We start from the raw sequence: 14,674 nt of genomic DNA, 5'->3' as shown, positions 1-14,674 counted from the left end.
GCTGAGCGGTGTTGTAGTAGTCATTCGTGGTCCCCGCCAAACTGCCCGCGCGCGTGGCTGTGCCAGGCCGTCCGCGCGCCGGGCGCGAAGCGTACGAGCGCGGCCGTCATGCGCTTGTCCCCGTCGTGCGGCGTCACGATCGGGTCGACCCAGACGTCGCCGGCGAACTGCTCCGGCGGGTTCTTGACCGTGGGGGTGGTGGGTTCGATGTTCATGCGTTCTCCGTCTCCAGCAGCACCTTGATGGCGCGTCGCTCGTCCATTGCCTGGTAGCCCTCGGCCGCCCGCTCGAGCGGGAGGGCGAGGTCGAACACCGCTCCGGGGTCGATCTCGTCGTTCATGATCGACGCGATCAGCTCGGGAAGGAATCGCCGCACGGGCGCCGGACCTCCGTGCAGTACCGGGGGAGCGCAGCGGAGGAGGATACGCCGCGAAAAGCCCGGTACGGAGCGCCGGGAGGGAACTACGATCGGGCGACGGAAAGGCCCTCAAGATCCGCGCCAAGGGCTGCGGAATTTGTCGTTCAGAGGGCGTGGCCTAAAGCGGCGGACGCACCCTATACGCGAGGTTTACTTCTTGGTCGTAGTAGCCATTGCGGTGGTATGGAGCGTATGAGACAAGTCGAATCTGCGCGAACGTACCCTCGGCAACGTCGTCGATCGTCACGTTCCACGTCAGTTGGGAGATCTCGCCAGACCTTCCGTTGACCGTGATTGCGCCACGTGTGGCGCTGCGACCCTCGAGTCGCCAGATCAGAGGACGATCTTCGGGATCCCATCCCAGGCATTCAAACGTCACGACATCACCCGGATGGAGAATCGTTTCGACCCTCACAAGCGACTGTTGTGTCCCTGCATCAAGTCCGGGGCGATTCTGGTTTCCGAAGCTGTCGACGACTGACTCGATTCGGGGGTAGATCTCTCCCGCACTAGCTTCGCGACTCATGTAGAGCGTCACCCGATTTCTTATCTCGCCCGCGATTCCAGAGAGCAGATCGCGCTCAAAGGGGACTAGCGGACGGCTGTGAGCGACGTCGTTCCGAAGAGCATCGAATCGTCGCAGTAGGGGAAGCGTGCTCGCGCGGTCGCCCAAGGCTGCAGCCACGGGCTCCCAGTTCTGTTCGACAATGTTGATCAGCTCGTAGCACTCGCACCAGGCCAAGCCTGGCCGCTCAATATTCGCCACGCCCCGGCGGGTCCGGCTTCGGCTTGCATCGCGGCGCTGATCCCATTTCGCCCGCTGTTGCTCTGTTGACACCCGGTCGAGCCACCCGTCGCCCCAGGCTTGCTTGTACGCGTGCAGCATCAGCTCGCGGAGCGCCGACTCAAACGAGCTAAGGGCAGCCGACGGTTCGAGCAAAGACACGTGTGGAAGTATGCAGGAAGGCCAGGCCCTCGGGGAAGCCGTCACTTAAGCGCCTGCGTGCATTGCTCCTTCGTTGCATTGCTCGTCCGTCGCTCCCTTCGTTGCTTTGTTCGCTCATCGGTCCTCTTCCTTCAGCCTGGCCAGCTTTTGCTTTCATCTCTCCGTCCCGGTCATGTTGGTGCTTCTCCTGTCTCGACGTGCAGCTGATGCTGAGCGTGGGACTATCGCCACCGATTGGGTGCAGCTCCCGCACGGACCGCGAGCAGAGGTCGCGTTCGGCACTGAAACCGGGCCGCCAGGGGCTAGGTTAGTGCGGCACTCGCGCAGCCTGTTACCTCGAAAAGGACATCGATAGGGGCAGCTGAATCACTCTGATAACTGTCCCAACGGGCTCCAAGGGTGGTGGTGAATCGGGTCGAAGCCGCGCACGTCCACGTCACTTTTATATCGATCGGCCGGGTCGGAACGTTTTTGACGCTTGCTTACTCTCGGTGCTTGCACCCCACGGACCAACCCGCTATACATGAGCAAACGTCAGTTTGACTCATTGCCGTGGCTTCGGCCTGCGGTCAAGGTGTCACCACCGGAAGTGGACCTGTGCGCGCAGCTAGATTTGTCGCCGCCACTGGAATTGTGGCGGGGTCGTTAATCGCTACCTTGGTCGTCGGTCCGGCGCAGGGATCATTTGCCGCCATTTCTTCGCCCACCTCAGATTCGGTGACCCGAATTGCAGGGGGAGACCGCTTCGAGACGGCCGCTGCAGTGTCTGCCTCGACGTTCCCGGTCGGTGTGCCTGTGGCCTATGTGGCAAGCGGATACAACTTCCCCGATGCCCTTGCTGGCGGGCCCGCTGCGGCGCATGAACACGGGCCGGTACTCCTCACAGCGCCGACTCAGCTACCCGATGCCACCGCGGGAGAACTGACTCGGCTGAAGGCAGCCAAGATCGTCGTTCTAGGCGGCCTGGCGGCCGTGTCGTCATCCGTCGCGTCCGCGCTAAGGGAGTACACCGCAGACGTGACACGGGTCGCCGGTGGTGACCGCTTCGAAACGGCAGCCAAAGTCTCCGCTTCCGTATTCCCACCCGGCGTTCCAGTCGCCTATGTTGCAAGCGGATCAAACTTTCCGGATGCGCTCGCTGGCGGTCCTGCTGCCGCCGCAGCAGGCGGCCCTGTCCTTCTCACTGCCCCTGGAGCTCTGCCAGTAGCCACCTCCACTGAACTGAAGCGGCTGAAGCCTGAGAGAATTGTGATGCTCGGAGGCGACGCTGCAGTCTCGGCCGGCGTGGAGACATCGTTGAAGGACATGAGCTCAGCGTCCGTCACTAGAGTTGCCGGGAGCAACCGATTTGAAACGGCCGCGATGGCCACTTCCGTCTTTGCGCCCGGAGTTCCCGTCGCTTATGTCGCCAATGGATACAACTTCCCCGACGCGCTCGCCGGTGGTCCCGCCGCATCGATCGCAGGCGGCCCAGTGCTGCTCACCTCGCAGGGAACCCTCTCCGATGCGACCTCGAAAGAACTCGATCGGCTGCGGCCGAAGTCGATCGTAGTGCTCGGCGGTTCCGCGGCCGTGTCGGACACGGTCTCTCAGGCGCTCGGTGGCAAAGTGAACAGACCGATAGCCCTGACGATCGCGACTCATGAGCTTTCCGCCGCGACGGTCGGCGAGGCGTACTCCGCGACGCTGAACGCGGCCGGAGGCACTGCGCCCTACCGATGGTCGGTGACCGGTCTTCCCGATGGCGTTCTCGCCTCCCCAGAAGGGGGCCTTAGCGGCACCCCTTCGGCCGCGGGGACCTCATCGGTGACGATCGCCGTGATCGACTCCGCCGGAGCGTCAGCCGTCGCGAGTCTCCTGCTCATCGTTTCGCCGGGAACGTTCACCGCGCCGACGCCGACGATCGCGGGCGCCCCCGAGCTCGGCGGAACGCTGACGGCCGACCCGGGTCTCTGGCAGCCCGTTCCCGAAACCTTCGACTATCAGTGGTTGCGCAACGGTGCTGAGATATCGTCTGCCTCCGGCGTGCAGTACATCCTCACCGCCGACGACCTCGGCGCCACACTATCGGTGAAGGTCACCGGTCATAAGCCCGGATACACCGCCCTCAGTGTCGCTAGCTCGGGCCTATCCGTCCCGCGCCCCGGAACCGGATTCCACATCGCGCCGATACCGACTGTGTCCGGAACCGGACAGTTGGGTGGAGCGCTGGTAGCCACTGTCGGCACCTGGAGTCCAACGCCCACGACATTCCAGTATCAGTGGCTGCGCGACGGCCAGCCTATCGAGGATCAGAACGCAAAGACGTTGCGCTACTACCCCTACGGCGCCGACCTCGGACACACGATCACGTTCAGCGTCACCGCGACGCTCGACGGGGTAAGTGCTACACGCGCGAGCGCCCCCGTGACGCCCACCTGCGGGCCGGCCGTCACCGACGGCACCCGGGTCGCCGTCATCCACACCGATATCTCGGGAGCCGTGACCTACACCACGGAGGACGTGGACGTGGTGAGAGTGTGCGAGACGCCCGACACCGGAGGCCCGAACGTCACGGTCGGATCGACACTCACGATCGGCCCCGGCGTGAGCCTCGAGCTGTACAAATACCTGAACGTCGCCGGCACACTCAACCTCTCTGGAACGGCCGACGCGCCCGTTACGGTTCCGGTCGTCTCCGGCGCGATCATCGGCTCCTACTCCAGCGGGAGACTGACCGTCGCGTATGCGAACGCACCCGACCTCGGTATCCAGTGGAGCTGCGGGTCGATCGACATCCGTCATTCGACGTTCGACGAACTGAACGTCGACGGCACAGCGGGCATGTCAGAGCTGGAGGCACTGTGCTTTCCCACTCAGGACACCCTACGCATACAGGACTCGACGATCCTGCAACCAGGGCAACCGGCCTGGATGGGATGGACGTGGGGCCTCAAGGTCGACGGATGGCGGGGAAACGTCGACCTAGAGCGCAACGATTTCGCCGGCGACGTGTCTGCATGGTTCAACTCCCCCTGGAATCCGAGTACGACCGACCCGCCGGGCTCCGGCATCGTCCGCGACAATACGTTCCGCGGCAGAGTGGGGCTCCAGTACTTCGATCAATGCTCAGGCAACTGCGCGACCAAGGCTGCTCCGCTCGCGCTCACGGGAAACCGGCTCACTGATTCGGCTGCGGGATTCGAGCTTTCGGCCATCCTGACGGACGGGTCCGTGGCGAACAACACCGGACCACGAACCGGACTCGTCACCTACGAGGCGGTCACGGCGTCAGGCCACCTTGCATTCCCGCTCCCCGACGCCGCGCCGACCGCGCCGCAGTACTCCCGGTGGCTCTCGGTGCCCACCGGCTCGACCGTCGTGATCCCTCCCGGGAACAACATGACGCTGCGAAGCGTCTGGATTCAAGGCACGCTTACAGTCGGTGCTGCCGGGGCGAGCCCCGTCACGATCACTGGCGACTCGCAGCTGACCATCGGCGTAGAAAGCGGCGCGACGGCGACCTTCAACGGAGTCACGTTCGACGATCTCCTATGGGTCGACACTTCGGGGGATCTCTCGATCGTCGACTCGGTGCTGAACAATCCCGTCGGCGAGTCCGATGGCAGCCAGGAGCCGATGCACTACGACTGGGTCAATTCGGTGATCCGCCAGACCGGGGGCAACCTGTACCTCGACGCACAGTATGTCGGCACTCCACGACTTCTCAAGCAGATAAGCGGCGAGGCCGTCGTCCGGGGCAGCTTCGTCGGCCCCAAGACCGGTATCGCACTGATCGAGACCTGCGAGTGGGAAGAGCAGAAGTGCTTCGTCGACGCACGCGATGTCGATTGGGGCGAAGCGACAGGGCCGTTCCCGCAGCCGCCGCTTGGAGACCTGCTCGCCCCGACACCGCAAGCGCTGTTCTGCGGAACCGGCATCGCCTATCCCTGGCCAGGGTCGACGGCGGCAGACGCGGGACACTGGGTCGGCGGATGCGACGGTATCGATCACGATCCCGGGCGGCAGATCGCGACCGCGAAGCAGAACTACGATTCCGCGCGGGCGGAGTTCTTGGCCGAGTGCGCGACCGATCCCGGTGAGTTCGCAAGCGCCTGCGACGTCGTCACGCGAACGGACACGTGCCTCTCGGGTGCCATGACCTTGGCCCAAGAGGTGTCGCCATACCCACTCGCGCCGCCGAGCGACTCCGACGTCGCAACGAAAATTGCGAGCGGAGGTGTGGATACCCTCGAGGCACTCGATCGGCCGGCGCTCCGCATAGCGAGAGCTGGCGCCGCCATCGCGCTGAAGGCGGGCTACGTGTATTCGACACTTCTCAGCGTGAAGTCGGCGTACGACCAATGCAGGCCCTAGTGAGGGGGCGCTTTCGGTACGTCCTCGAGAACATCCGCACGACCTCTGCGGCTCTGTCAATTCATGCTGGATGTCACTGAACGGGAAAGATGGAGCGCCTGACGATGACGTCGGCAGGAACTGCGAAGACGGCGACCGGACGACCTTGGCCGTTGGCGCACACGCGAAACGCGAGGGCAAGCGGGTCGTTGTCATCTGACCGAAGGGCGTGAACCGCGATTGATGATCCGCCGCTAACGAGAGCCACTCTATTTGTCCCGTGCTGGATCGCCCCGCGTTTACCCCGCACATTGCAACGGCCTTGGCGTCACTCCAATCGGTGCCATGCGAGCGAAAACTGCGGAAAGTCAGGCGCAACGCGACCTACGTCAGCCTCTGCGGCCTACCGGAATCTAATCGCGGTTTCGGGTCTGAGGTAGAATTCTCGGTGCAGCCTGGATGCGAACCGGTGCGATTTGCACGAATCGCCGATCGCCTCGCACTGGGCGCGATCTGCTGCGTCGACTAGGCGAAGTGTTCGTTGCCTCAGGTATGCCTATTCGGGACAACCAGGGGAACAGTTGCAATCATGTTCGGATTGTGCAGGGCGGACTTTTCGTTGCGCCCCAGCGCAGGGAATGTGGCAACTAGTCGAGTTGCTCGACCCTGTCGAGGTGGAGTCCTCGTAAGCGGACAAAGGTCCCAGATCCCCCGACGCAGTTCGAAGATCACTCGCCGTCGGCTCGACATAGCGCGAGCGATTTCCGAACCGCGCGGAGTGATCGTGTGGGGGACGCCGAAGAATCACGAGCGGCGCTCGGTCCCTTTCCCCGGTCTGGTGACCGCTCCCCCGGAGGCCCGGTGCGCCGGTCGGGAGGCCGACGAGCCGGTGTTCGTCGGCGCCGAAAGTGGTGTGCTCCGGGCAGGCAACTTCCGCAGTCGCGTCGTCAATGGGGCCATCGCCCGGTGCATCGAGAAGGACGACACCTTCCGGCGACTGACTCCCCACGACCTCAGACACTCGGCCGCGTCGCTCGCCGTCTCGGCCGGAGCCAACGTCGAATCCGTGCAAAGGATGCTCGGACACGCGTAGGCCGCGATGACCCTCGACGTCTACGCCGACCTCTTCGACGATGACCTTGACGACGTTGCGGACGCACTCGATGCCGACGACGCGAAAATCAGTTGTAGTCAAAATGTCGTCAAAACGGCGATTCGACTGCGTGGCCGAGCAAACAAGAAACCCCCGGATTCCGTTAGGACCGGGGGTTCTCTCTGGTGGCTCCGACCGGCATCGATCCGGTGACCTTTCGATTTTCAGTCGAACGCTCTACCAACTGAGCTACAGAGCCAGAGGATGCTGCTGCATCCACCTAGACGGAAGCCCTTCCGAGAGGAAGGGCTTGTCGCCGTGGCGACCCTGACGGGACTTGAACCCGCGACCTCCGCCGTGACAGGGCGGCACGCTAACCAACTGCGCTACAGGGCCTTACTGTGTTGCTTTTGAATTGTGGTGTTCATCGATCGTGCTGCTCATCGATTGTAGTGGACGCCGTTGGACGTGACCCCAACGGGATTCGAACCCGTGCTACCGCCGTGAAAGGGCGGCGTCCTAGGCCGCTAAACGATGGGGCCGGATCGTCCCGAATCGCTTTCGCGCTCCGATGACCACCGACGAACAAGCATACGGAAACGTCGCCGAGAATGCGAATCGCCTCCGGATCCCGGGCGGGTCGGGGCTTTCCGGACGGTTTCCGGCCGCTGCCGGGTTCGCGCAACGCCCCACGGAAATCCGCGATCCGGCCCATGCGGACGCATAGTCTCCGAGCCAGGCGGTCCCTCGGCCGCCCGTGCGAACGCACGCCCCCGAACCGGCATTGAGGCCACCGACCTGGGCTCACGGACACCATGTTGCTAAAGTTGCGCCTGTTGACCGTGTGACCGATGTGACGGATGTGATCACTGTCGACGCGAGAAGTGAGCGGGTCGATAACAGCATGAGACGCGAGACGACGAGCCGAACGGTTCCCCCGACCATCCCCGGCAGCCCCCGCCGCCGGGCGGTCCGTGCTGCCCTGGCCGCCCTCGCCGTCGCCGCCGTCACGGCGGTGGGAGCCATCGCTGCCCCCGCCTACGCCGACAACTACCCGTCGTGGCAGGACGTGCAGAACGCCAAGGCGAACGAGTCGGCGGCCAGCGCCCAGGTCGACCGCATCAACGGCCTGATCTCGTCGCTCAAGCAAGAGGTGGCGGACACGCAGGCGCTCGCCGTCAAGCGCGGCGCCGAGCTCGAGGTCGCCCAGACGAACTACGACATGGCGACGATGAAGGCGCTCGATCTCGAGTCGCAGGCCGTCGCCAGCCAGAAGAAGGCCGACGAGGCCAGCGAGCAGGCCGGCAAGCTGGCCGCGCAGCTGTACCGCACCGGCGGCCGCAACCTGACGGCCAACCTCTTCCTCAGCGGCAACAACGCCAGCACCACGAGCCCCGACAAGCTGCTCTCCGGGCTGGGCAGCATGTCCAAGCTCGTCGAGCAGTCCAACAAGGTCTACACCGACGCCAAAGCCGCGCAGAACACGGCGAAGTCGCTGTCGGCGCAGGCGGATGTGGCGAAGGCCGAGCGCGAGCGGCTCCGCGTCGTCGCCGAAGCGGCGATGCAGGCCGCGATCGAGGCGGCCAAGGCGGCTCAGGACAAGCTGGCCGAGCAGCAGAAGCAGATCGTCGTCATGCAGGCGCAGCTCGCCGCCCTGAAAGACACCACCGCCAAGACGGTCGCCGGCTACCAGGCCGGTGTCGCGGCCGCGGCCGCAGCGGCGGCCGCGCGCGGGTCGGCGGGGCTCCCCGGCGGCTACGTCGGACCGCAGGGCTGGGCCGTGCCCGCCGCCGGCCCGATCACCGACGGCTTCGGCGCGCGCCCGTCGCCCGGCGGCGTCGGCAGCACGTACCACATGGGCATCGACATCGGCGCCTCGTGCAACGCGCCCATCTACGCCGCCCACGAGGGCACGGTCATCTACGCCGGCCCCAACGGCTCCTACGGCAACTTCGTGCTGCTCGACAACGGCGGCAGCGTCGACACGGGTTACGCCCACATCCGTGACGGCGGCATCCTCGTCGGCATCGGCCAGCACGTCGGAGCCGGCCAGCCCATCGCCCGCGTCGGCACGACCGGCGCATCCACCGGCTGCCACCTCCACTTCGAGGTGCGCACCAACGGGACGAAGATCGACGGCATCCCGTTCATGAGAGACAGGCAGGCACCCCTTGGCTAACGAGAACGAGAAGATCAGCCGGGTCCGCCCGGGCCTCGCTATCGGAGCGGGCGTGATGGGCGCGGTCACCGCATCCATCGGCATCGTCACCCCGGCGCAGGCGGTCGACTACCCGTCGTGGAACGACGTGCAGCAGGCCAAGAACAACGTCGCCAATCAGCAGGCGATGATCGACAACATCACGAGCCTGATCACCGGTCTGCAGTCGAGTGTGGATGCGGCCCGCATCGCCTCGGAGAAGGCGGCGGAGGCGTACTTCCAGGCGAAGGATGCGCTGGCGGCCGCGACGGCGAAGGCCGATGACCTGCAGAAGCAGGCGGTGGAGGCGGCCGAGAAGGCGAAGACCTCCAAGATGCGCGCGGGCCTGCTCGCCTCGCATCTGGCGAAGTCCGGCGGCGGGGACGTGACCACCGACCTCATGCTGAAGGGCGGCGGCTCGGGCTCCGCCGCCGACAAGCTGCTGTTCCAGCTCGGCACGATGAGCAAGCTGACGGAGCAGTCGAAGGCGGTCTACGACCAGGCCACCACGGACAAGAACACGGCCGACGCCCTCACCGCGCAGGCCAAGGCGGCCAAGACCGAGCGCGAGTCGCTCGCCGCCGAGGCCGACAAGGCGCTCGCCGCCGCGCAGTCCGCGCAGGCGCAGGCGCAGGCGGCGCTCGCGACCCAGCAGCAGAAGTCGACCGAGCTGGTCGCGCAGCTTGCGACGCTGAAGAACACCTCCGCGCAGACCGAGGCCGCCTACCTCCAGGGCGAGCAGGTGAAGGCGCAGCAGGAGGCGGCCCGCAAGGCGCAGGAGGCGGCCCTGCGGCAGCAGCAGCAGCAACAGCAGCAGCAGCAGGCCGCCGCACCGAGGCCGCCGGCGTCCGGCGGCGGGGGAGGCGGCGCGGCTCCGGCGGCGCCCGCGGCTCCTGCGGCCCCGAACGGGAACGTCGTCCAGACCGCGATCGCCTACGCCCGGGCCCAGCTCGGCAAGCCGTACATCTTCGGCGGCGAAGGTCCGGTGGGCTACGACTGCTCCGGTCTGACGATGAAGGCGTACGCGTACGCCGGCGTCTACATCGGCTCGCACTCGGTCAACAACCAGTACTACACCGCGGCTGGCCGCGGTCAGCTGGTGTCGTACAGCGCCAAGCAGGCGGGCGACCTCATCTTCTGGGGATCCGGCCCCGGCGACTTCTACCACGTGGGCATCTACATCGGCGGCGGCATGATGATCGCCGCTCCCACCGAGGGCGACGTCGTCAAGATCCAGTCCGTCTGGGGCTCCCCCTACCGCCTGGTCGCCCGCCCCAGCGCCTAACCCACTGCGTCGCGCGCTCCGCCCCCGTCGCGCGCTCCGCCCCCCGTCGAGTACACGAAAAGTGCACGCCATCCGGCCGGATAGCGTGCACTTTTCGTGTACTCGACGAGGGGTCGGCCCGGGGGGTCAGTGGCCCTCGGCGGCGAGCTTGGCGATCGCCTTCTGGATGAGGCCGTCGGCCTCGGCGGCGTCGCCCCAGCCCTCGATGTTGACGAACTTGCCCGGCTCGAGGTCCTTGTAGCGGGCGAAGAAGTGCTCGATCTCCTTGCGCGTCTGCTCCGGGATGTCGTTCACATCCTGGATGTGCTGCCAGCGCGGGTCCTTGTACGGCACGGCGATGATCTTGGCGTCGCCGCCCGCCTCGTCGCTCATGTTCAGCACGGCGACCGGGCGCACCTTGACGCCGACACCCGGGAAGACCGGGTACTCGAGCAGCACCAGCGCGTCCAGCGGGTCGCCGTCGTCGCCCAGCGTGTTCTCGAAGAAGCCGTAATCGGTCGGGTACACGAAGCTGGTGAAGAGCACGCGGTCGAGGTAGACGCGACCGGTCTCGTGGTCCACCTCGTACTTGTTGCGGCTCCCTTTGGGGATCTCGATGACGACGTCGTATTCGGCCATGCCGTGCTCCTTAATGGTCGTGATTCGGCACTAACGTTACTAGGTGCCCCTCCACGGTTCCGCGGCCCCGGACCGCCGCCCGCGGCTGACGCCCGCCATCGCCGACGCCCGCCGGGCCGTCCGCACGGCGCTCGCCGCGGCGGCCGAGCTTCCGCCGGTCGACCCGCACGACGACCATGGTCCGGCCCGCCCGGCTCCGCTGACACCGGGCGCTCTCGTCCTCGTCGGGCTGAGCGGGGGAGCGGACTCCCTCGCGCTCGCAGCGGCCACCGCGTTCGAGGCGCCGCGGGGGGGATTCCGTGCGGGCGCCGTCGTGGTCGACCACGGCCTCCAGCCCGGGTCGGATGCGGTCGCCGCGCGCGCCGCCGAGCAGGCGACAGCGCTTGGGCTCGACCCGGTGCTGGTGCGCCGGGTCGAGGTGGATGCGGCGGGCGGCCCCGAGGGGGCGGCCCGCACCGCCCGGCACGCGGCGTTCGACGCCGCCGTCGCGGAGACGGGCGCCGAGCGCATCCTGCTCGCCCACACCCTCGACGACCAGGCGGAGACGGTGCTGCTCGGCCTCGCCCGCGGTTCCGGCCCGTCGAGCCTGCAGGGGATGCTGCCGGACACCGGCCGGCTGCTGCGCCCCTTCCTCGGGATCCGCCGCGCGCAGACGCGGGCGTTCTGCGCCGACAGCCGCCTGGAGCCGTGGGACGACCCCCACAACGAAGACCCCTCTTATACGCGCGTGCGCGTGCGGCACGCGGTGCTGCCGGCGCTGGAGCGCGAACTCGGACCGGGTGTCGCCGAAGCGCTGGCGCGGACCGCCGAACAGCTCCGCGAGGACGACGAGGCGCTCGACGGCCTCGCCCTCGAGTGGGCGCAGGAGCTGGTGACCCAGGCCGACGACGGATCGGTCGCCCTGGACGTCCGCGGCCTCGCGTCGGACCCGGCGGCGCTCCGCCAGCGGATCATCCGGCTGGTGGTCTCCGCGGAGTTCGGCGTCTCGCTCACGCGCACCCATACGCTCGCCGTCGCGGCCCTCATCACCGACTGGCACGGGCAGGGACCGGTCGACCTGCCAGGCGTTAGAGTGGTCAGGCAGAACGGGCTGCTCACGTTTCACCCCACCACGTAAGGACAGCACCTCCCCCATGGAACTCACGGACGTTCAGGACGACCTCACCGAGATTCTGATCACCGAGGAGCAGATCCGCTCCCGCGTCGCCGAGCTCGCCCGCGAGGTGGAACGCGACTACGCCGGCAAGGACGTGCTGCTGATCGGCGTGCTCAAGGGCGCCGTGATGGTGATGGCCGACCTGTCCCGCGAGCTGCGCATCCCCGTCACCATGGACTGGATGGCGGTCAGCTCCTACGGCAGCGGAACGCAGTCCAGCGGCGTCGTCCGCATCCTGAAGGACCTGGACACCGACCTCAGCGGCAAGACCGTCCTCATCGTCGAGGACATCATCGACTCGGGCCTCACGCTGTCGTGGCTGCTGTCGAATCTGCGCAGCCGCGGGCCGGAGTCCATCGAGATCTTCACGCTGCTGCGGAAGCCCGAGGCGGCGCGCGTCGAGATCGACGTGAAGTACGTGGGCTTCGACATCCCGAACCAGTTCGTCGTGGGCTACGGCCTCGACTACGACGAGCGCTACCGCACCCTGCGCGGCGTGGGCATCCTGGCGCCCGCCGTCTACAGCTGACGCGGCCCGCTACTGCGGCCGGCCGCACGCAGACCGCCCAGAGCGAACACGCAGGCGACCCCCAGCGCCCAGGCGGTACTGTGGTCGCACCATGAACGTCAAGAAGATCTTCCGCGGCCCGATCCTTTACGTCGTGCTCGCGATCATCGCGGTATGGATCGGCTCGAGTCTGATCACCATGTCGGGCTTCAAGAGCGTGTCCACGCAGAAGGGCCTGGAGTACCTCTCCCAGGACAAGGTGGCCAGCGCGAAGATCGTCGACGGTGAGAACCGCGTCGACCTGACGCTGAAGGAGCCGGACGGCAACCTGGGCGACCAGGTGCAGTTCTACTACGTGACGCCGCGCGGCGAGGACATCGTCAAGGCCGTGGACGCCGCCGACCTGCCCAAGGGCTACGACGACGAGGTGCCGCAGCCGAACTGGTTCGTCAACATCCTCGGCTTCCTGATCCCGGCGCTGCTGATCGGCGTGTTCTTCTGGATCATGATCTCCGGCATGCAGGGCGGCGGCAACAAGGTCATGCAGTTCGGCAAGTCGCGGGCGAAGCTCGTGACCAAGGAGACGCCGAAGGTCACCTTCGACGACGTCGCCGGCTCCGACGAGGCGATCGAGGAGCTGCAGGAGATCAAGGACTTCCTGAAGGAGCCGGCCAAGTTCCAGGCGGTCGGCGCCCGCATCCCGAAGGGCGTGCTGCTGTACGGCCCTCCCGGAACGGGCAAGACCCTCCTGGCCCGCGCCGTCGCGGGTGAGGCGGGCGTCCCCTTCTACTCGATCTCCGGTTCGGACTTCGTCGAGATGTTCGTCGGCGTCGGCGCCAGCCGCGTGCGCGACCTGTTCCAGCAGGCGAAGGAGAACTCGCCCGCCATCATCTTCATCGACGAGATCGACGCGGTCGGACGCCACCGCGGCGCCGGGCTCGGCGGCGGTCACGACGAGCGCGAGCAGACGCTGAACCAGCTCCTCGTCGAGATGGACGGCTTCGACCCGAAGACCAACGTCATCCTGATCGCGGCGACGAACCGTCCCGACATCCTCGACCCCGCGCTGCTGCGCCCGGGCCGCTTCGACCGCCAGATCGGTGTGGATGCGCCCGACATGCTCGGCCGGAAGAAGATCCTCGAGGTGCACGGCCGCGGCAAGCCCCTCGCCGCCTCCGTCGACCTCGAGGTACTGGCCCGCAAGACGCCGGGCTTCACCGGAGCCGACCTGGCCAACGTCCTGAACGAGGCCGCGCTGCTGACCGCGCGCTCCAACGCGCAGCTGATCGACAACCGCGCCCTGGACGAGGCCGTCGACCGCGTGATCGCCGGTCCGCAGAAGCGCACCCGGGTCATGAAGGACCAGGAGAAGCTGATCACGGCGTACCACGAGGGCGGCCACGCGCTCGCCGCCGCGGCCATGCGCCACACCGACCCCGTGACGAAGATCACCATCCTGCCGCGCGGTCGTGCCCTGGGTTACACCATGGTGCTGCCGCTGGAGGACAAGTACTCCGTCACCCGCAACGAGCTGCTCGACCAGCTGGCCTACGCCATGGGCGGCCGCGTCGCCGAGGAGATCGTGTTCCACGACCCGACGACCGGCGCCTCGAACGACATCGAGAAGGCGACCTCCATCGCCCGCAAGATGGTCACCGAGTACGGCATGAGCGCCGACATCGGCTCGGTCAAGCTGGGCCAGGCGAACGGCGAGATGTTCCTCGGTCGCGACATGGGTCACCAGCGCGACTACTCCGAGCGGATCGCCGAGCGCGTCGACGCCGAGGTGCGCGCCCTCATCGAGAAGGCGCACGACGAGGCGTGGGAGGTGCTCAACGACAACCGCGCGACGCTCGACCGTCTGGCCGCCGCGCTCCTCGAGCACGAGACCCTCGACCACAACCAGATCGCCGAGATCTTCGCCGAGGTGAAGAAGCTGCCGGAGCGCCCGCAGTGGCTCTCCAGCGACAAGCGCCCCATCTCGGACGTGCCGCCGATCCCGTTCCCGAAGGCGCCGATCGACGCCGGTGCGGTGGACGGCGGAGTGGACTCCGAGCCTCCGGCGGCCAAGCCGAAGCGTTCGCCCGCCATCAAGCCGCGGCCGGCCACCGCCTAGGG

9 protein-coding genes, 3 tRNA genes and 2 pseudogenes are annotated in these 14,674 nt (G+C 66.9%); 7 read left to right on the top strand and 7 right to left on the bottom strand.

Going from position 1 to position 14,674, the window contains the following annotated elements; all coding sequences use genetic code 11:
- Positions 1 to 38: 38 nt before the first annotated feature.
- The 3 genes and pseudogenes from J2W45_RS10180 to J2W45_RS10170 all read right to left on the bottom strand — a co-directional run.
- Positions 39 to 215: pseudogene (locus J2W45_RS10180) on the bottom strand (cupin domain-containing protein); the annotation flags it as partial.
- A pseudogene (locus tag J2W45_RS10175) lies at positions 212 to 397 on the bottom strand (IMP dehydrogenase); the annotation flags it as partial. The pseudogenes J2W45_RS10180 and J2W45_RS10175, both read right to left, overlap by 4 nt.
- Before the next feature lie 139 nt (positions 398 to 536).
- Positions 537 to 1,364, bottom strand: a complete 828-nt coding sequence (locus J2W45_RS10170; protein WP_310131413.1) for a hypothetical protein — start codon at positions 1,362 to 1,364, stop codon at positions 537 to 539.
- Positions 1,365 to 2,081: 717 nt separating this feature from the next.
- On the opposite strand from J2W45_RS10170, the gene J2W45_RS10165 reads away from it, so the two are divergent.
- Positions 2,082 to 5,720: a cell wall-binding repeat-containing protein gene (locus tag J2W45_RS10165; protein ID WP_310131410.1), complete on the top strand. Its 3,639-nt coding sequence runs from the start codon at positions 2,082 to 2,084 to the stop codon at positions 5,718 to 5,720.
- Positions 5,721 to 6,537: 817 nt separating this feature from the next.
- Entirely contained in the window at positions 6,538 to 6,792 is a 255-nt protein-coding gene (locus J2W45_RS10160) for a tyrosine-type recombinase/integrase (RefSeq protein WP_310131408.1), read from the top strand.
- 183 nt (positions 6,793 to 6,975) lie between these two features.
- Here the strand turns inward: J2W45_RS10160 and J2W45_RS10155 are convergent.
- The 3 genes from J2W45_RS10155 to J2W45_RS10145 form a co-directional block, all read right to left on the bottom strand.
- Positions 6,976 to 7,051 (bottom strand) — tRNA-Phe (locus J2W45_RS10155).
- A gap of 60 nt (positions 7,052 to 7,111) precedes the next feature.
- Positions 7,112 to 7,188, bottom strand: a tRNA-Asp gene (locus J2W45_RS10150).
- A 73-nt stretch (positions 7,189 to 7,261) separates the two neighbouring features.
- A tRNA-Glu gene (locus tag J2W45_RS10145) sits at positions 7,262 to 7,334 on the bottom strand.
- A gap of 362 nt (positions 7,335 to 7,696) precedes the next feature.
- On the opposite strand from J2W45_RS10145, the gene J2W45_RS10140 reads away from it, so the two are divergent.
- Both J2W45_RS10140 and J2W45_RS10135 read left to right on the top strand, forming a co-directional pair.
- Positions 7,697 to 8,971, top strand: coding sequence for a peptidoglycan DD-metalloendopeptidase family protein (locus J2W45_RS10140; RefSeq protein WP_310131405.1), 1,275 nt, complete (start codon positions 7,697 to 7,699; stop codon positions 8,969 to 8,971).
- Positions 8,964 to 10,274, top strand: a complete 1,311-nt coding sequence (locus tag J2W45_RS10135; RefSeq protein WP_310131404.1) for a C40 family peptidase — start codon at positions 8,964 to 8,966, stop codon at positions 10,272 to 10,274. Before J2W45_RS10140 ends, J2W45_RS10135 begins: the two co-directional genes overlap by 8 nt.
- A gap of 126 nt (positions 10,275 to 10,400) precedes the next feature.
- Here the strand turns inward: J2W45_RS10135 and J2W45_RS10130 are convergent, their stop codons facing one another.
- Positions 10,401 to 10,892: an inorganic diphosphatase gene (locus J2W45_RS10130; protein WP_309853846.1), complete on the bottom strand. Its 492-nt coding sequence runs from the start codon at positions 10,890 to 10,892 to the stop codon at positions 10,401 to 10,403.
- A gap of 43 nt (positions 10,893 to 10,935) precedes the next feature.
- On the opposite strand from J2W45_RS10130, the gene tilS reads away from it, so the two are divergent.
- The 3 genes from tilS (at position 10,936) to ftsH (ending at position 14,672) form a co-directional block, all read left to right on the top strand.
- Positions 10,936 to 12,009, top strand: coding sequence for a tRNA lysidine(34) synthetase TilS (tilS, locus tag J2W45_RS10125; protein WP_310131401.1), 1,074 nt, complete (start codon positions 10,936 to 10,938; stop codon positions 12,007 to 12,009).
- Between the two features lie 16 nt (positions 12,010 to 12,025).
- Positions 12,026 to 12,577, top strand: coding sequence for a hypoxanthine phosphoribosyltransferase (gene hpt, locus J2W45_RS10120; RefSeq protein WP_310131400.1), 552 nt, complete (start codon positions 12,026 to 12,028; stop codon positions 12,575 to 12,577).
- A 91-nt stretch (positions 12,578 to 12,668) separates the two neighbouring features.
- Positions 12,669 to 14,672 (top strand): ATP-dependent zinc metalloprotease FtsH, encoded by a 2,004-nt coding sequence (gene ftsH, locus J2W45_RS10115; protein WP_310131398.1) that lies wholly within the window; start codon positions 12,669 to 12,671, stop codon positions 14,670 to 14,672.
- Positions 14,673 to 14,674 lie beyond the last annotated feature (2 nt).

Source organism: Leifsonia shinshuensis, assembly GCF_031456835.1.
GTDB lineage: Bacteria > Actinomycetota > Actinomycetes > Actinomycetales > Microbacteriaceae > Leifsonia > Leifsonia shinshuensis_C.
Note: the sequence above shows the minus strand (reverse complement) of the source record. Positions and strands in the feature narration are given on the sequence as shown.

Bases quoted from the DNA above. Each gene is read 5' to 3' on its own strand.
- ftsH (WP_310131398.1), top strand. From the start codon at position 12,669: ATGAACGTCAAGAAGATCTTCCGCGGCCCGATCCTTTACGTCGTGCTC.
- J2W45_RS10130 (WP_309853846.1), bottom strand. From the start codon at position 10,892: ATGGCCGAATACGACGTCGTCATCGAGATCCCCAAAGGGAGCCGCAAC.
- J2W45_RS10140 (WP_310131405.1), top strand. From the start codon at position 7,697: ATGAGACGCGAGACGACGAGCCGAACGGTTCCCCCGACCATCCCCGGC.
- hpt (WP_310131400.1), top strand. From the start codon at position 12,026: ATGGAACTCACGGACGTTCAGGACGACCTCACCGAGATTCTGATCACC.